This is a genomic window from Deltaproteobacteria bacterium GWA2_45_12, assembly GCA_001797365.1.
Classification (GTDB): domain Bacteria; phylum UBA10199; class UBA10199; order UBA10199; family UBA10199; genus UBA10199.
The window spans coordinates 26,685-46,154 of record MGPH01000038.1 but is presented as its reverse complement, the minus strand read 5'-3'; the positions used below and the strand labels follow the sequence as shown (position 1 = coordinate 46,154).

Annotated in this window: 7 protein-coding genes (1 of these 7 cut by a window edge); 2 read left to right on the top strand and 5 right to left on the bottom strand. The window is 47.8% G+C overall.

The annotated features are described in order from the left end of the window. Nucleotides 1-220 precede the first annotated feature (220 nt). Together A2048_08880 and A2048_08875 are read right to left on the bottom strand one after the other, a co-directional pair. Complete coding sequence (locus tag A2048_08880) at nt 221-6,679, bottom strand: hypothetical protein (protein ID OGP08845.1); 6,459 nt, start codon at nt 6,677-6,679, stop codon at nt 221-223. 268 nt (nt 6,680-6,947) lie between these two features. Then, nucleotides 6,948-8,189 carry a hypothetical protein gene (locus A2048_08875; GenBank protein OGP08844.1) on the bottom strand — a complete coding sequence of 414 codons (1,242 nt, stop codon included), beginning with the start codon at nt 8,187-8,189 and terminating at the stop codon, nt 6,948-6,950. A gap of 80 nt (nt 8,190-8,269) precedes the next feature. Here A2048_08875 and A2048_08870 point away from each other — a divergent pair, with 80 nt between their 5' ends. Both A2048_08870 and A2048_08865 read left to right on the top strand, forming a co-directional pair. After that, complete coding sequence (locus tag A2048_08870) at nt 8,270-8,686, top strand: hypothetical protein (GenBank protein OGP08843.1); 417 nt, start codon at nt 8,270-8,272, stop codon at nt 8,684-8,686. After that, complete coding sequence (locus A2048_08865; GenBank protein OGP08842.1) at nt 8,683-9,141, top strand: hypothetical protein; 459 nt, start codon at nt 8,683-8,685, stop codon at nt 9,139-9,141. Before A2048_08870 ends, A2048_08865 begins: the two co-directional genes overlap by 4 nt. Nucleotides 9,142-9,191: 50 nt before the next feature. On the opposite strand, the gene A2048_08860 is transcribed toward A2048_08865, so the two are convergent. The 3 genes from A2048_08860 to A2048_08850 all read right to left on the bottom strand — a co-directional run. Beyond that, entirely contained in the window at nt 9,192-9,530 is a 339-nt protein-coding gene (locus A2048_08860) for a hypothetical protein (GenBank protein OGP08841.1), read from the bottom strand. Then, nucleotides 9,531-9,812 (bottom strand): hypothetical protein, encoded by a 282-nt coding sequence (locus tag A2048_08855; GenBank protein OGP08847.1) that lies wholly within the window; start codon nt 9,810-9,812, stop codon nt 9,531-9,533. 210 nt (nt 9,813-10,022) lie between these two features. Continuing rightward, nucleotides 10,023-19,470, bottom strand: partial view of a hypothetical protein gene (locus A2048_08850; protein OGP08840.1) — the 3' portion only. 3,863 nt of this gene lie beyond the right edge of the window; 9,448 of the gene's 13,311 nt are visible here — the last part of the coding sequence; its start codon lies beyond the right edge, outside the window; its stop codon occupies nt 10,023-10,025.

The window sequence follows — 19,470 nt, the reverse complement described above, 5'->3', positions numbered from 1 at the left end:
CCCTCATTATCAAGGGCTTCAGAAGACTGCAACCCATCCACCTCAACTTCCTATCCATTCCCTCCAGTGTCAGGGGCGCATATCAAATCCTACCTCCCCTTAATCCCCTCCTTATCAAGGAGGGGAGATTTTTGCTTCTTCTCTTGGCTCCTGTCCCCCTTTATCCCGCGAAGCGGGATCCCGTTTGCGGGATAAGGGGGACTACAGGGGGTAGATCCCCTTATTTTCCCTTCTTAGTAACCATCCTTCTGATGGGATCTGCCTCTTTCCTTATTTCCTCACGAGCTTCTCTTGCAACTTCACGTACTGCTATAGCCTCTCTCCGTTCATCTTTAATTTCTCTTTTAACTTTATCAGCGGCGCGACCCAGATAGACAAGCGCTACAGGCCCCGGCCCCCCGGGCCCGGCTTGTGGCCCTTCACAATACATTTTTAGGGTGTCGATTAAGAGCCTGTCTGTATAAGCTAAAAGCTGGGGGTTATGCTGCAAAAAAGCACCCAAAGCAGTTTCAGCTTGCTCTATTTGTGCTTTAAAAACTTCATGCCCCGCCATAGTGTTTGCTCTTAATTGAAAAAGTAATTTGTGCAGATCCTGTTTCAAACTTAAATCAATCCCAAGCGCGGTCAATTTTGCATCCCATCCACCGGGATTTGTAGCCGTTGTACTTACACCTGCTGGCGTCACAAGGTAAGAGCCTTTTAGAGTTGAACGTGTTGCCAAGCGGCGTAATTCTTCAGTTGGATTTTCTGCGGAAGAATGGAGCAAATCAACCACACTCAGAATAAACTCTGCTTGAGCCGCATTGGATTGCTCACTTGTCGCCATACCGGCCGATGAATGGGCACCATCAACAGCCTCTATCAATGACTTATAAAGTGGGTCTCTTTTAATGGCAGCGAGAAGTTCGGTATTGATCGTTTCCAGGGTTTTTGGGGGGCCTTGGGTAGTCAATGAAATATTGAACTGTTCCAAAACACTCAAAACGCGGCCGGGCAAGGTGACAGCTTCCCCATTTTCCATCGCAAAGGTCACTAAAACAGAAGTGACGTGTCCTTTTTCGTATGTAATTTTTCTGGAAAGATTTTTCCGGGCCAAATCAAGCAATTCGGGAGAGATGTTTTCCAGGTCAATGGCATCAACCGTTGAATTTTCGCTAAGGGTTTTTACATCTCTGCTTAAGGTTACATTTGCACGAAGAAGCCCGGTTTGTGGGTGAATCAGGCGAAGTATTTCTTCTTTAAGGGCATGTTCTTCCCCTTCTGAAAATACCGTAGCCACAAGTTCTTCCAGCCTGTCTGCGCTGGCTTTTTCTTGATCACCAAGCCTATGTTTCAAGGCTTCCAAGTGAACGGCTTCGCTTTCTTGGCCCCTTTCAGGGATGACAAACTCTTGATAAGAATTTGGGAATAAAGCCCTTAAGGCCGGGTGGACAATCTCACCATCAAGCGCAATTTCGGCAGCCAATCTGTCCAAATTCCTTTCATCAACTTCCAAATTTCCACCCCTGGTGTATTGAACCTGGTCCACCACCACTTGGGCTTGCACTCTTAAAAGTTCTCTCACCAAACTTCGTTTTTGTTCATAGAATTCCAAAGTTTCTTTTTGTGCCTCAACAGCCTCAGCAACAGCGCCGGTTACTTTTGTCTCAGCTTCAGTGACTTCGACACAATCCAAAACAGTATCCAAATTTCCAACCACACCCATTTCGGCAAGAATTTCATGAAGAGGCTTTTTGTTTAATTCGTCTTCATTTGCTTTACTTTCAGGCTGTGTACCGCCCTTGGCTTCTTTTGCAATGCGGGCTTGGTCATTACGATATTCCAGAGCCTTGTCGCGAAGGGCTTTCATTTTTTTCGCTTTATCCCCTTCGATCTTTTTCTCTTCTTCCAAGGCTGCTTTTGTTGTTTTTACTTTATCAACAAGTCTTTTCAGGTAATCATCCGCATCTGCATCATTGGGGAAATCATGGGGAGGGTTATTCAAATTAGCTTCTCTACCCAATTTTCTAGCCTGAGCTTCTTCCAGGTCACTTAATTCCAATGATGTGCGATATTCTATGCTTCCATCAGCCTTTCTAACTTCACTGCCTTCCAACAAAATTTTCTGCTGCGCCCTGGCTTTTTCAATTTCAACGATGGCTTCCCTGATTTCTGCCACTCCCCTCACAGCTTTTTCAAGGTCTTCGACCCAGTCTTCGAGATTTTTTACGGTTTCCTCTTCAAGATTCTGCACATTATAACCAGCGGCAGATAAAGCATCCCCGGCATATTCAGCACGCACTGCATCTTCATCAAATGAATAGGAGGGGTTCTTTGCATGTTCCAATTGGCCGAGACTAACCCCATATTTAACCCAGGCCTCACGCAGACGAGTGACAAGTTCCAGTTTTTCTTTGGCTGCTTTTGCTTGTTTTTGAAGTTTTGATTTTGCCAAAGTAATGTTGTGTTTTTTCTCTAAATCAATGCCCCCGACAAGCGTAACTTTAAAACGTTCATTAAAAGATCGTAACCATGGATAAGCCCTAAGATGCTCTTCACTGAACTTGCCAGTAGCTAAATCCATGTGCTTAACAACCAGGCGAACAGCATCTTCTATTCCGGATTTTAAATCGGTGGCGCCGTTAGAAATCATTTCAATTCTCAACTCATCAAGAATGGTCTCAAAAATCAAATCCCGGACGCTGCGAGCTTTTTCTTCGGGGGCTTCGCCAGCAGCAGGTTTTTCATCAGGCTTTGAAATTTCAAAATCTTTTACTACAGCTTCTCTGGCTTTAATATAAGCTTCCAATCGCGTGATATAGTCTTCAATTTGTTCCCCATCTTTTAATGCATAATCGTTTGCTTCTTGCCTGCTAGTAATGTCCCTTTGAAGCCTAACAATATAATCAAGTTCTGTTTCTCCGGTTGCGCGAGAAATAACAGGGGTTCGGGCCCCAGCATTTAACACCGCTTCAAGTCTTAAAATATAATCCGCGTTGTTGCCCACCTCTCCTGCTTCTCTGGCTAAAATAAGCTCCGGGCTACGACAGTCGGCATGATTGGCGGCGTCACGACCCGTGCCTTTAGCTTCGCGTTTTTTAGGATCGCCCCCGTTCATGATATTGCGTATATGAGCATCGAGCTCTTCAATTTCTTGGAGTTTTTGTTTGACGAAGGGACGATTTTCTTTCACCGCGGATTCTGAGGGTCCAAAAGGCCCGCCAGATTTTTGTTCCGTTCCTTGCAAGAGATCGGCCTCAGCTTTTGCCTCACCCCGGGCGTCCGTCCTGTCATAAATAATTTCATCTAAGCCCTTAATCCTGCCATCGGTATCCCTGGCTTCAAGCCTGCCATCGGCAGTTAAGGTCATGGTGGCAAGAACAGTCTCTGCAACAATTGCTTGTTCAGTTAGAATTTGATTTCTAAGCGCGATAGGGAATTTGCCCGAAGTGGTTTTGTTAGGTCCCAATAGCCAGGGTTTACGAGCTTGTTCAACGGCTGTTGTTCCAAACGAGTCAGCTAACATCACACGATATTTTTCTTTAACGACAACGATTACATCATCTAGTGTTAATGTGGCCTCAGATCTGCCACGCATCGCCGCCTCAGCACAGATATCAGGTAATAGCCTTTTGAGGAGAGAAATGGGGGTATGGGCAGCAATAGAGTAACTTTGCAGTTGTTCTCCACTCGGATTTTTCAGCTCTTCAGGAGCAATTGCTTGGGCCTGTTCATACATGTCATAAGCAAGACGCACCAGGGCATCCATCACTTGATTTGAAATTTTCATTTTAGGGTACTTCCTGGGAACAACTGCATCGGGCGGATCGGGCCTATCTGGATCTTGAGCAAATTCATCCCTAAAACCGTACATAACTTTTTCCACTTCTGGTTGTGTGAGTGTACGTAGCGTAATAAAATAAAAACGGCGGGCAATGGCAGCATCACCGCGGATAAAGTCGGGAGCTTCACGGTTTGTTGTTAAAGCGATCATTCGGGCATCATCTTCGGCTAGGGCTATTTTGAAAGCATCCATAATATTGCCGCCAAGTTGATGCACCTCATCAACTGCTGGAATAAGCTTTTCACCTTCCTTGGTCATGCGGCGAATAGATCGGCTAATACTTTCTAGTTGTTCGTTAGCCCACTCTTTTGCAGCGGCATCATGATCCCCATCCCTTAATTCCTTGAGAAGACTTAACCATGCCGCTTCCAAAGGGCGAGCTTCTTTTGGCGCTGTGGGTGCTTTTGTTGCATCTGCTTTATCAGCCCTTTCTCTTTCCTCATCAAGAGCCTTCCAATATTCAAGAATATTTTCAAATTTTCTTCCTCCTGTGGCATTTTTGAATGAGTCCGCTTGCATCATCTGGTTAATATGGGGGATCACCTCTTGAAGCTCTTTAAATATTTGTTGTACACGTTTTATGGCTGCTTTTTTGAGTGGGTCAGATTCAGCTTCATAGAGTTTGTCCAAATATTTTTGGATATCAATCTGGGTCATTTTTTTCCAAAGCACTATCAATTTTCGTGTTACGAGACTGGAATTGGGATCCGATGTGCGTATTTTAAGCAAAGATCTCAATATTTTTTCAAGCAACTTGGCTTTTTTTTCATTTTTCTCAAAACTGACCAAGTCAACAAGAGCCTTTATTCGCCCTTCAATTTGTCCATGATAGACTGTGCCTGCTTTCATGGCACTGGGATTTACTGTGATAATACGGTATTTGATGTAGCCAAATTCTTTCAGATCGAGTCTGGCCATATGGTAAGCAAGTTGCTCAAGAAAACGAGATTTACCGGCACCGGCATCGGCATGAATAAAAAGAGATTTTGGGGCATCTCCTTTGGTATATCGAAAGATACGTAGAGCCTGCCTTAACTCTGGCGTTGAGTTAGGATCATCAATACCATCAGGAATATAATCAAGATTCTCAAGAGTAAGCTTGTACTTTTTCATTACCCTTGCAGTTAAATCGTCTGTAAAACTTGAAACATCCACATCTCTTTCTTTTTCCAATTCTTTCTGCGAAGCCTTGGCCCCAGCTACGGCAGAGTCTATAGCAATTCTCATTTGCCGGCGTTTGCTGAAGGCGACCAGCATCATCACACCCATAATGGCTCCTGGAATACCTAAAGCTTTTGTCCAAAAAAGATTATCATCGCCTTGTACGACAGCCCTTCTGGCCTCATCTAACTGTTTTAATGTTGCTATTAATTGCAATTTCTCAGAAATTAGCATGTCTGAATCATTGATAAGAGTAATTAAAACCTCAAAATATTTATTATCCGACAAATCTCCAACCTTAATATTCGCCGCCGCTGTTTTCTTATCTTGATAGGTGGTAATATTTTTTAAGAGTTGTTGAAGAATTCCCGGCAAGGCTTCACGTATTTTTTTTCGATCTTCTTTGGATACGTTTTTGTTAAAATCGTTATCCGCATCCCCTAAAATAGTATTTATTAAAGCACCCGCCACTTCGAGTTTGTCTTTAACCGCCGGGTCATCCGAAGTTTTTATGCCTTTAAGCGCCAAGTCCAATGCTGTTTGCATTTGTCCAAGAGCTTTCACATCAATATGGATGGCCAATTGAACCAAGCCGTTTGGGGCTTGCTGCCCCTCTTGTTTGACACTGCAGATTGGGTTTTGTTCGCTGGGATATAATTCCGACATTTTCACCAACTGGGTGGCCACTTCGGCAGGTAGCGAAATTTTCAACTTGAAAAATCCGGCTTGCTCATTTTGGCCCGGTTCACAAGTTTGCAAGGCCTTTGGAATCAGGGCAACAGGCATTTGAAAGGGAAGGTCCCTACCATCCCTTCCCTTTCCTAAAACATTAAAATTAACCGCTCGTACAGAAACTCCAAAAAACTCTCCATCGGTACGTGCCCTTTGCGCCACATACTCCGCTTTTATTTTACTTAATTGGACAACTGTCGTTGGAAAATCCGGGCGAGCCAAAATAGCCTCTAGTTTTGAAAGATCCAATTTTTCCCATTTAATTTTCCCATCATTGCTTACAAAGGGAAGATAGACATCGTTACGGTCTAAAACATCGCTTGAAACAACACCCACGCCTAATTGCTCAGCCAAGGGCTTGGCCATTTCCTTAAAAGTGGCATGATCTGTCCAGGCTTTGTAAGAATCGGCAAACCGGTTATAGGTTGCCTCGGTCATGGCATAGAAATCATTGGTGTACTGACCACTACCATTAGTCAAATCCCCATCATAATCCCAATAAACAATGGGAGTGGAGAAATGATCCTTAATATGTTTTACCGCAGCTTCCGGTTTTTTTTGTTTGGTTGCCCCTATCAGGGTTCTTAAAAAATTTATTTCCTGCTCGCTTAGTCCCGAAGGAGGGATGATTTGGCCACCAACAACCTGAAAGGCTGCCATCGCTTGTTCTGTAAGGACAATTTCTGTAAGGCCATCTCCAAAAACATCACCCGGTAATGAAAGAACATAACCTTTTTTTGCTTCACCCGTTACAGAAGGCAAACCGGTTGGACCATTGCCATTTTTTACAAGCTGAAAATTTTTAAGAAACTGCCAGCCTTGCTCATCGGTAAGAGCCACTCCCGCCATATCATCTGACTCAACCGTTAATTTTATTGTTTTGGTATCAGCGGCAAGGCCTTTAAATAAAGGGGATTGATTGGCGTGATCTTGAAGTGTTTTTGGTAATTTAAAATCAACCATGCCGATATTATCGGCAAAAAATTAGAGAAGTTGCGGAGAACGATGATAAAAGGTGAAAATATCGAGTATGCGGAACGAAGCTCCCTCCTATGCTCCCGCTTCGGCGGGAAGCCAGGGTGTGAGCGAGTCATAGTTCGATCACCGCGTAGCGGGATTCCGTTTGCGGAACGGAGCTTCAGCTGAAGGCTGATCCGTCCTCTGGCGGACACCATGTCCATTTATTCATATATCAGGACATGGTGAATGAATGGGGTTTTTAACCAAACGGCTATGGACTTGGCAGGGCAGCCGCAGGAGCAGCTGCACTTGACGGAGTTGAAACGGGCGGTGGTGGCGGAGCAACAATCGCAGGAGGTACAGGACCAACAGCGGGTGGTGATGATGGTGGTGGTGGTACAGCAGGAATCTTCTCTTTTTTAGCATCCTTCCCCTCCCCCCTCTTTCCCCCTCTAGCAACAGGCTGGGAGGCGGCAACGGTGGGTTTTGAATCTGGTCTTTTTTCTACTTCATCTAATAATCGATGTAGTTTGTTAATTTCCGCTCTTACTTTAAAGGGAATTACGGGCGTGCCTAACTTATACAAATCTCTTCTTATTTTTGGCACTTCCCCTTTCGGATTTTGTGAAGTTCTAATTTGCTGGCGAAGTTTATCTACTTTTTCAAGTTCAGGAAAATCAAGACGATCGATGACTGCTTGTAACACTTCGATCGCTCCCTCGATCTTGTTTTTCTCCCCACCATCTACCGTTCCCAAGAGTTCTCTTAGAGAAGTTATGGCTTTTTCATAAATGCCTTTTTTCTTAGCGATTTCATTTTTATCTTTTTTATCAAGCTTTTCTCTACTTAAACCTAATTCTCCCTCATCCACTGCTTTAAAAATTTCTTGTACTTTATCAACGAGTACCTGTGGTTTAGGGGCCGCACTTTTACTAGCCCCAATTGTGTAGGAGCCTGTATCCACAGCAATCGGCGGACGTTGCTCGTAATCCCCAATATACGTAATTTCAATTTGAAAAGGGGTTGCTTCGGCCAAGTTTTTTAAACCAGGAAGTTCGCTTGGTTTGCCTAAAGTTATTTTTGTATTGTCATCACGAACATCAATGCCCCGCTGTTTTACACCATTAATGGTGTAGTAAATAGTTACATTCCACGGCACATTTTTCATATTAAGAACAATGTATTCGTTAGGGGCATAGCTCGTCCCACTTGTTGGGGGTTTAAGCGTAAATGTGGGTGTACTTCCACGTACAGGGGCAGTGCCCACTCTTTGAGCATAACTTGTTCCCCCAACATCTTTGCCAGCTTGAGCAAAAGCCATGGGGCGAGGACCTTCGGAGCGCCATAGGGCTTGGGGTCTTCCGGGAAGTGGTTTGATGAGGAGAGTGGTATCTGGGGGAAAAGGCGGGGATAACGCCCCCTCGCCCCCTCTTGTTTCAAGAGGGGGGATAAGAGGATGAGAATCATTTTGAACAACTAAATCTCGTAGTAATTTTGGATCTACTTTTCCCATAAAAAATGGCTCCCCTTTAATAACATCCTTATTATCGTCAAAAAATAAAATAAGTTGCGTAGCATGGGGATTGGAATAAAATGTCTGCCATGGGCCCCTTCTCTCCAGATCAAGAAAAAATCCTCAAATCCTCCGGCATTGAGGCTGTTTATCTTTTTGGATCACGGGCACAGGGAAAAGAAGGTCCCCTTTCTGATTACGACTATGCCGTCCTCACCAAGGATAAAGGGCATTCCAAAGGCGATCCCCTTTACGAGAAGCTCTATGATGTTTTTTGTGAAATATCCCCACGGACCCTTGAAAATGATGTCATTGACATTGTCTTTTTGCGCGATGCCGGATTGGAGCTGCAGTTTCATGTGATCCGCTACGGGCAGGTGCTCGCTGACTTTGATCCAAAATCCCGCCTGCGTTACGAAGCCCAAACCACCCTGCTCTACTGCGATTACCGCCCCATCCTGGATGAATTCGACAAAACAATCCTTCAAAGACTATGACACCCATACCCTTGGAAAAAGAAGCCCTCTTCCCACGCATGGATGGCATGCAGAAGAACATTAAAAAGCTGGAGAAACTTTCCAGGCTTTCCTTCCAGGATTTCTGCAAGGAAGACAACTACGATTTGGCCCAACACCACCTTCGACTGGCTTTGGAAGGGGTTTTCAATATCTCATCCCATATCTTGTCGCGCCTGCCTGGTGGCAGGGCCGTTGCCTACAAGGACATGGCCGTAAAAATGGGGGAATGCGGCGTCATTCCCAAAGACTTCGTCAATCGGGCGCTCATCCCCATGGCAGGGATGCGCAATGTCCTAGTCCATCATTATGCCGAAATGGAAGCCAAAAGACTCTACGAGATTGTCTGCAACCATCGAGAGGATATCGAAACCTTTTTAAAACACATCCGTGACTTCCTTCAAAACCTGAAAAGTTTCCAACTGGAGATGTCTTGATTTTTCCCTCATTTCCACGCTCCGCGTGGGAACGCAATTCCACAACGCTCCTATTTTGCCCTTCCCCTAATAAGGCGCTCATAGAGTAATTCTTCGAGGTCACGACGTGAATCCAGAAAAGCAACAATATGGACTTCTTTATTGTCGATTTTATAAATCAATCGCCATGGTTTAATGAGCAATTCTCTAAAGGGGAGACCCCGCACATTCTTAAACTCGGGAAGAACGCGACCACGAAAAGGGCTTTTTTTCAGTGAGATGGCTGTTTTGTGTACTTTATCGAGAATACGAAGGGCCATAAGTGAGCTTTCTTCAGAAATGAAATCGACAATAGACTCCAAATCCATTTCAGCAACCTTGGACCAAGAAATTTTAAACTGGGAATGCATTCAAGTGATCTTCTTTTTTATCTTCGCCCTGAGACGGCGCATGAGGGTTTCATGACCCACCTTCTTTTTTGCCTGAATATCGCTGACACCCTGCGATAGAATTTTCAATAAGGTCAGCATTTCCTGAGTTTTTTCATACGTTTTAACATCCTGAATGACAAGCTTGGCCTGCCCATTTTGGGTGATGATAACAGGGCTTTTTTGAGAGTGAACCTGTTTAACAAGTTTGGCAGAGGATGTTTTAAGATAAGTAATGGGCTTGATATTTTCCGATGGTTTCATGGTGCCTTTAAAGGTACGGAATTTGGTACCATTCGTCAACCATGAATATGACACCATGAATATCACCATGAATATCATCACCATGAATATCACCCCTTGATAAAAAAACACTTCGCCACGGCAAAGCCGTATTCGGCGTCTATTTTTTGGAAGCTGGATTGGATGTGGAAATGCCGCGGATGTTTAAACCCACGGCTTTTTCACCAATTTTTATCGAGGCCTTAAGAAATTGGCCCTGATGGACGGACGAAGAACCGGCCCTCGCATGGCGTTCATGCGGGCCCAAGGACGGCTTAAGGCTGTGACTCCAGGCCTTCTTTGAGAAGGCTTGAGTGTCTGAGGGGCTCTTCTAGCGGGCTTATCATCTTTATCTTTGGTGGCCCTATCGGTAGCTAGTTTCAAAGCCTCACCTTGGGGGCTGATTTGGAGCCAGCCTTGGGTTGGGTCGGGTGCATTCGCGATGGGGTCGCCTACATCTCTAGCAAATCCACCTTCGAGCACTTTTGCCATAAGTTTTTCCCCGCCACTCTCACCTGCGGGTTTGGGTGCTGGAACTCTTGGATCTGCAGAATCTTCTGTGTGAGCACCAGATGCCACTTTGGCTTCTCCTGCAGGAGCGGGAGATGGAGTGCCTTTGGGAGCACTTTCCCGGGCTAACTGGATTCGGGCTTTCGCTAAATAAAGCTCAAAATGATCGCCCATGGATTCCTTCAGGAAAGCCAAAGAAGTTTTCACTGCTTGGGCACCATATTGTTTTTCGGCCTTAAGACCTGCCACCAAACCATTGATGGTGGCTTCTTCGCTCGCAAAGTACCCCACTTCTAAAATGGCTCTCACTTCACCGCGGGCATTCATGACCTTCACGGTGGCGTGATCCGGCGTATCGGCCTGTGGCACTTCGGCCACGAGGAACAAACGTTCCCCAGCTTTGAAGTCGCTCACAGGAATGAAAGTGTTATGCGTTGTGAATCCCCAGGTTTTCGCGGCACGCATTCCCGCCCAACAGCCCATGTCATCACCGGCGAGCACAATGGCATCGATGGGATCAATACCATCAGTAGGATCGAGCACACCCCAGATTGCGTTATGTTCACGGTCAAAAGCGTATTTAAACTGCAAACCTTGCTCATGTACGTGTCCTGCAGCAACGCAGCCGGGAAGGCATTCAAATTCCACATCATTGAAAAGATCAGTGGGTTTGACATTTGAAACCTTGTCAATCACATGCTCATCAAACGTTTTTCCATCAGCGGAAGGATAACGCACAATGAGTGTTCCATTTCGCTCGTTACGGAGAGTATTGATGAACTGGGTCGATGCAACAACATGACCTTCTTCATCCACAATTTCGGCTGTCGTTACATTGGGGCCTTTGTTCACCGAAACTGTCAAAGACACACCGGTTGGGGTATGGCCTTCAAAATTAACTTGGCGAACATAACGACTTTCCGGTTGTTCCCCAAAAACGGCCTGAATGGCGGCCTTCATGGTAGCTGCTTGCATGCCCCCATGAGTGATGCCACTAAATCCGGCGTATGTATCAGGGAAAGCATACTCCATTCTTCCATCAACAAATTGTGATGACTCAAAGCGAGGTGCTCCAAAGGCCGCATTGATGGTGGGCAAACCCTTGTGCAAGGGAGAAGCCCCGGCTTCCATCTCACGCGCCTTCTTTTCAACGGGCGGAAGATATTCTGCCAGGATGTCGCGGTAATTATCAGGGACCAATCCCAGCAAGAGTTCACGGGTGGCTTCAGGAGGAAGATATTGCTTGCCGTCCTTATCTGTGAGCACTTCGGTGGGATGAGCATCCATCCAGGCCTGCATTTTTGCAGGGAGGTCTGCCGCGCGGCGCGACACTTCCTCGATGGCATCGTATTCGTGCTGGTCCACTTCCAACATCTTGGCCGCCATTTCATCGGCCCCAAGGTTTTCATGGGAGGCGAGCAATTTGTTGTTGGCATCGGCGGCCAGGTCTTCCATGCTTAAGAAAGCGCCGCGTTCTTCCAACACTTGGCGTTGTTCCAAGCCCCATTGCCACGCACCTGGAATGAGCCGCGAAGCAAACGAAAAGAAGAAGGGATACGCCGCCACTTGCAAGTGGCCGAAGCGGCCAGTCACAAATTGGCGCATGATTTTCTTTTTTCCTTCGAGGTCGGCTCGTTTGAATTCTTTGCTGGTCAAAACCTTGCGAGCTGCAAGGGCCGAGGTGTCCCCAGCAATCGAGGTCACCTGGGTTAACTTGGCCTTCAAGGAAAGTGCGTAGAAACCATCTTCCTGGAAGGCATTGCGGAGGCGCTCCAAAGCGAGCTTGGCCACACGCTTGGCGATGCCTAAGGAAGCCACTTCTTTTAAGAGTGCGTTCAATCCGTAGTAAACACCCTGGAGAGCGGCGTTACGAGGGTCCGCACCGTTCTTCCAATCGGCCTGGCGCATGCGGGAATGAGTTCCCAAACGTCCCATGTCGGCCATTTGTCGGATGATGGCCCAGACGTTAAAACCCATGGGACCGATGGTGCGTTCCACAGCTTCTTCCCAAGAAGAGGTGTCGGGCACGGTCTCAAAAAAGAGCCGACCTTGCGCGTCGATGGAGGGGACTTTGATTTCCCCGGCTTTGGGTGTACGTTCAGGTGCGCCAAAAGCGATGTAAATATCCGTGTTCCATTCCTTGGCAAGGGCTGTGGCATCGGTTCCTTCGGCGGCTTCAGCAGCCATTTTTTCAACCTTGTTCATGGCACGAAGAATTTCTTCGTCGAAAGTTTCGTATTTGAGTTTCCCCAAATCGATTTGATCATCCGCGGGGAAATCTTCCCCTTCAATAACAAAGCTCGAGGAGTCAAAGACAATGGCGCTCTTGTTCACTACTTCAAGGTGAACCCCATGCGCATTGGCCCATGCTTTGAGGGCTTGCGCCTGCATGTAGCGGTCGTTGTCGAGCTTGGGAGCATCGTAATGGACAACCACACCGTACTTGATGGCACCGGCCAGGATGTATTCCATAATGGTGCGCAAACCCATGCCGTCGGAAGCTCCGAAGTTGACATAGGGTTGAGCGGCCATGTTTTGTGATTTAGCCATTTGGTGCGTAGCTTCAATTTTTTCAGACTTGAAATTAGCTTCCATGGCCTTGATTCTGTCCCAAGCCTTTTGGTAGGCCACATCCGCTTTGGTGGGCTGCACATCGGGATCCAAGGGAAACATCTCGGGATTAATCGCCCAGCTTAAGATATTGTCAAAATCAAAAGTCTTTCCTTCCGCCAAGGCACGGGCAATGGATTGCGAACGCGTGGAGAGAACACGCAAATCTTCATAAGTTGTCACAGGAATGGGTTCTGCATCAATGGATTCCACCATATAGCGCTTGCCTTCACGTTCGGCGCGCATCTGCGTGCGAGCACGGGCATCTTGGCGTAAACGGGCAGCCATGTCAGTTGCAACGGCTTCTTTGGATTCTTTTTGCCTCTTCATCTCCGCTTCCATCACCGAAGTGTTTTTATGGCTAAAACCTGCTGCCAAACTGATGGCCAACACGGGTTTATCCGAAGGCATCACCTCATCCATGTTGAAGGAAACATTCACCTGCACTAAGTTGGGGGCCTGTGCCAATTCGGGACGGGCATTGTCCAAGTTGGGGTTTCCCAAATAAAGATGGGTCGAGAAAGAAACCTGACGACGAACACTATCCACTGCAGAGGCCGCTCCCAAGGGATGGCCCTGCACGGGTTTGGAAGCCTCGTCCAAGGCAACAGCTCCTTCAGACACACCAATGGACTTGCGCACTTCAGCCGGTAGATTGTTCTCTAAAAATTGATCCAGGGCATCAAGATAATGCACGCCCTCCCGAGAGACATAGAGGGGATGGGCGGGGTCAAGCAATTGTTCGAATTTATCCACACCCAAATACAAGGGATTTTCCCTATCATAAAGAGCACTAAAACTTTCCACACCGGCATATTTAAGGAAGAGTTTTTTAACTTTATTCTCAAAGGGATCCCCAAGGGGCGTTGAGGTTTCATGCCCTTGGAAAAGCAAGCGGACGTTTCCTAATTTTTCACGGTCCGTCACTCCAGGAATATAAGTTCTGCCCTGTTTCCACGCCCTGAAAACAACGAGGATAAGACCAATGCCGTAAGCTTCGCGAGGCCCACTGTCTTTTCCGTCCGTGCCATATGACCCCCCGATGGTACCGCTATTCCAATTTTTGCCAGCCGTCATTTGGGCTGGTTCTTGGATCTCATGGCCTGCAGCAACTCCGGGAACAAAACCACCCACATTGGTACTATTGGCACGGGACCATTGGCCGATGGCCAAGTCCAATTCATCCGCGCGCTCATCTGTGTGAAGAGCTTGAGCTGCAATAAAAGCACCCAGGATGAAGGCCCTCCGGGCATAATCGGAAGCTCCCAATTCCCACATTTGATTTTCAGAACCTGGTTCTGCCTCACCAGTCGCCACAGCATGAAAAGCTCCTCGCACTAGCTGGCCGGCAATCACTTTTCCCGTATTGCCTGTAGAACAAGCAGACTGTGTCGAAATGGGCTGACCCGTCATGTCCACTTGTTCGGAACCATCCTGACCCACCCAACCATCGCCCAACTCCCCTGCCATATCATCGCTCGTAGGATTCTCATTCCTAACAAGGGAAGCACTTACGGTATTTTCCAAAGTATTGGAATCGGCCAAAGCCAAACTCTTGATGCCATGGTGGCGGTCCCGTGAAACATCGCCATCGCGATGCAGGGACCGGGGAGTTTCTCCCAAAGCCATGAAGCTCTGGCCCGTAGACATCTTGCCCATATGTTGGGCAAACGCACGGGTAGCCGTATCCTCGGGACGATGCACCCCCACGCCAAAAAGACGCCAATTGAAATGATCGGATCCTCCGGGCAAATCAACAGCGACATTCGCCGCCAGGGATGTCCTTGCTGGGATGAGCACCATTTTGCCTTCAGCAACTTGAACAATAAAATTCTTGGATCCGGCTTCCTGGAAAATTTTGTGGCCCTGTCTTTCGTATTGGGCGGCAAGCTCCTTCCCCTTCACCTCAAACTCAATGCCGCCTTCGGGGGCTTTTGTGGGAACGAAGAATTCATAATTCAAGGCCTCTTCCACACGCTGCGCACCCATCTTATCGAACAATTTATTTTCATCGAAGTATGCGGCAATTTCCTCAAGACTCATGCCCCGTAAGGCTTCAATGTTGATGCCGATTTCACCCATGGATCTCGCAATGTCATAGAGATCGGGCGTGAGCATCCATTGCTGATCCTCGGGAAGCTCCGCTCCCGTACGGGCCAGCCAATAACGCGCCAATTGCATGGGGCCATTACCCCCCACCCCCACCATACCTGCGGCCAAGGTCATCATTGTGTACGGCCGGGGGTAGATGTCGGTCGGCTTGGGCGCAAAACGGCCCTCGGTGCGACCATCAGTCACCACATATTGCGAAGCCCAGTTGTTGGGATCGTAAAGCGAGCCATCTAAAGGAAGATGCACGGCATCTGTTTTGGGAGGAAGAGCAAAGCGGAACATGGCAGTATGCATCGCCAGTTCCTCATCGCGGATTTTTCCCGCAAGATCTTCAAAAGTTTTTCCGCGAGCCGCCAAAACTTTTTCCAAAGCTCTCACACCACCGGTGGAATCGTGTTCGTGAACAACTTCGGGAAGCGCATTCACAATCACTCTTCCCTTGGGCAATTGCTGAAGGATCTGTTCATCACCAAGCAAATCATCCTCGTTCATTTCTGTTTCACGCAAGAACGCCAAAGGACCCATGTCAAAGAGTTCGGACATGGTGGCAATGGACATGCCGGCGATTTCGCCGCCTTGGAATCCATAGAAGTTAACATCATAATCCGGAGCATTTTCCTCCATCCCTTGTTGGAACAGAGCTAATTTCTCCATCAAGCGTGTATTTTTATCTTCGTTCCCTGAGGGCTGTAAACCATCAGCAGGGTAAGTCCCTCCCGTGCGATGATGGTCTTCAATGAGGACGGGCGTTCCATCCGCATAACGAACTGATTCATTTTGGGCCACTTGGGCCGTTGCTCCCGGAGCCGCTCCTTCTTTGATTTCGTAAGTGCCGGAACCCGTGAATTGGTGACGATCGTTAGGTGTGGGAAAACGATTCGACGCCATGTAAAAAGAGAAAGCTTCCGTGAAAGGAACATAGACAATCTCATTCTGGGCATTCTTGAATGGAAGGGCTGGAACAACACTCTGGCCCGCATACTTGGCACGGAAACGGGAAGCCAAAGCTTCGGGGGCAACGTTCACAATCCGGTCCTTGTTCTTTTCCGTAAATTCGGCACGGAGGATTTCTTCATTGGCCTGATAATATTTAGCCCAACGTTTTTCCAACTGATTCACGAAGTCAACATGGACACGGAAGGTATTAAGCGGACTTCCACGATCGGCGTAATCACCATAATCGGAAACAGCCCCTGTGTGGAAAAAGCCACGAGGCCGGTAACCTCTGGCCACCATGTGGTCAAAAAGCCTTTGGGAATCTTCTTCATCACCCAAGGTCAAATTCGGTTCAATGACCAATTGGTTTTCTATGCCACGGACACCGTTTCTCTTGAGCAATTCGCGGTAATGGTCGGAGCGGTATCCCATGCCCTGCTTGGCGGAACGGCCTTTGTAATCCAGAATGATCACGCGCGCACCCAAGCGGAGAAGCATGGCCACCATGGGCTCTCCGATGGTTCCTGCCCCCGAGACGACAAAATCCTTGCCACGCAAGTCACGGCCTTGCTTGATTAAAGTCTCCAAAGCCTTCACGGTAGATTCGGGAATTCCGATTTTTCGATAATGATCCAAAAGTTCCAAGGTCGTCATACCACGATCCACAACGCGGGTGGAATAAGTGCCATAAACGGGTTCGTGGACGGCACCATTTAAATGGATGACACCATCGAAGGAAGGACCATTTTTAAGGGAGTTTTCAGTGCGTGCGATCAAACGGTCAAGAACAGACCGCTTGCCGGCATCGGCCGTCTGGTCGCGTAGCCAACGCGCATGGGCCAGGCCCCTTTCATCCAACTGATTGGCCAGCACATTGATCTCAACATTTTGCTCGTAGGCATCCGTCGGGAAAGTGGAGGTATTCAACATGCGCATGAAGTTGAACAAATTTTCCATGGCACCCACGGCTTCCACATTTCCAAAACCATATTCCAGCTCAGGCCTGAAATTGGCGTTTTCAATCGCCTTAGCGTAAGCGGGATCGGAGGCTTCCAAACGTTCCAAGCGACGAGCCTTCTCGAGTGCGTCTTTGTCTTTTAAGAAAGTAACTCTTCCAGCGGGGGAGATGGTAACCTGCTGCAAGGTAGATTCATCCACAGCAACACCCATGGAGCGCACAAAGGCACGGATGGCATCCTTGCCGCTGGCCTGAAGGGACGCAGCAAATTCAGCACGAAGAGCTGCATCGCGAGCATCTAATTCAGCGGGATCAACACCACCACCCATCATCATCCCACCCATGGCAGGAACTTGAGCGCGTGAAAGGGCTTCACTCTTTTCCTTCTTTAACGCAGTTAAAGCCTGCTCTTGCACGGTCAACATGACCGAGACCATGTGACGAACTTCGGAGGGAGCCTCAGGGAGGGCTAAGGGAGCTTCTTTGAGCTTCTTCATCACCAAATCCAGAAAGTCCCCGAAAGTCTTCAAGGCTTCGCCTTCCTTTTTGGTCGTGCAAATTCCCAAAGTTCCCGAAATCATGCGCAAGGCACCAGTAATCTTTTTGCTGCCAATACCAATGGGACGTTTGCCTTTATCCGATAACTCCGCCTCGCGGACGAAATTATCCGCGTTAATCGTGAACTCGCCCACGGCAGCATTGGCTTCCCACATCGCCTTGCAGTAGGCGATCAAATCACCTTCGCTCCAATCCGCCCACAACGAGCGTTTGTTCAAATCCCCACCTTCCAAACCTAAAACCCCTCGGTAATACGCAACGCTATCGCCCAACACATCCACAGCCCCAGGACCCAATTCCTGTATAGAAGAAGTCAGCTGGCCAGCAAGAGCTCCAAAGGATTCATCCCCTAATACCGTGACTTTTTTAGCCTGTTGCGTAACCAATTTAAACAAGGGTTGATCCCCTGCTTGCGCCACATTGTCTTTGTTCACTTTATGTCCAATGGCTGCAACACCCAATGTAAGAAGCTTGCTTCTTAACTGGGGCGCTGTTACTTCAGCCCATGTCGGCGCAGAAGCCGCAGCCATGGGCATGCCCGCAAAAGCAGGAACGGCACGAGCCTTGGCTTCTTTCTCTTTAACCTCCAGTTTGGCGATGGCATTCTTTCCCGCCAAATACATCACTGAAGCCATGTGACGTACTTCGGAAGGCGCTTCCGGAAGAGCCATTGGGGCTTCTTTGAGCTTCTTCATCATCAAATCCAGAAAGTCCCCGAAAGTCTTCAAGGCTTCGCCTTCCTTTTTGGTCGTGCAAATTCCCAAAGTTCCCGAAATCATGCGCAAGGCACCAGTAATCTTTTTGCTGCCAATACCAATGGGACGTTTGCCTTTATCCGATAACTCCGCCTCGCGGACGAAATTATCCGCGTTAATCGTGAACTCGCCCACGGCAGCATTGGCTTCCCACATCGCCTTGCAGTAGGCGATCAAATCACCTTCGCTCCAATCCGCCCACAACGAGCGTTTGTTCAAATCCCCGCCTTCCAGTCCCAGTACTCCTGCCAAATAGGCATTCTGATCCCTTAAAAAGCCCAAAGCACCGGGTTCCAGGGCCACCATGTCGGCAGTAAACTGCTCGACTAAGGACTCAAAGGCCGCATCTCCGATGACAGTGATTTTCTTCGCCTGCTGAGTGACCAATTTATAAAGAGCTTGATCCCCTGCTTGAGTCACATCGTCTTTGTTCACTTTGTGTCCAATGGCGCGAATACCCAATTGCGTATAGGCCTGTCTGAACTCAGCCGACGTCACTTCCTTCCAAGAGGGCGCCGCAACCCCCATTTGAGGCATCATCATGGACATGGCAACCGGAGCTGCTGCTTCTTCTTTCGGTTTTTCTGCAACGACAGGTACAGGAGCAGCCTTGGGCAAGGGGCTTTCGACGAAATCGTAAGTGAAGCGGGAATAATCCTCTGGATTCACCTCAGGATTAACGAACAGAATTTCAAATTCAGCTTCGGGATCCGTAAATCCCAAGGATTTTGCCACTGAGAAAACGTGCTTGGCGAGGTTCTCCCGTATTCCAATTTCCACAAAACGACGAACTCCCGCTAAAATGGCCATCCGAATGACTTCTCGCAATTTGGTGGGGTTTGAAATTTGATCGGCAAATATTTCTTGGATGGCACCCGTATCTTCCGGCAGATAAGCCCCGGTTGTATCCATGAGAACACGGCTCACATTGGGCCTTCGCGGATAAAATACGGGGGTTGCTTTAAAGAAAGCCCGCATTCTCTCCGAAGCCTCTCTTAAAAGGGGCGTGTGAAAAGGTGTCTTCACCGAATCAAGCATGAAGACATCACTTCCGGATTTGACAGCCTTCCGCTCTTCCAAAATCTTCAAAAGTCTTTCAATGGCTTTCTTGTGTCCCCCAAAGATGACTTGGTTATAGCGATTGAAATTGGACGGAAAAACTAATTCCGTACCATCTGCAGACCAGGCTTCTCTGCAAACG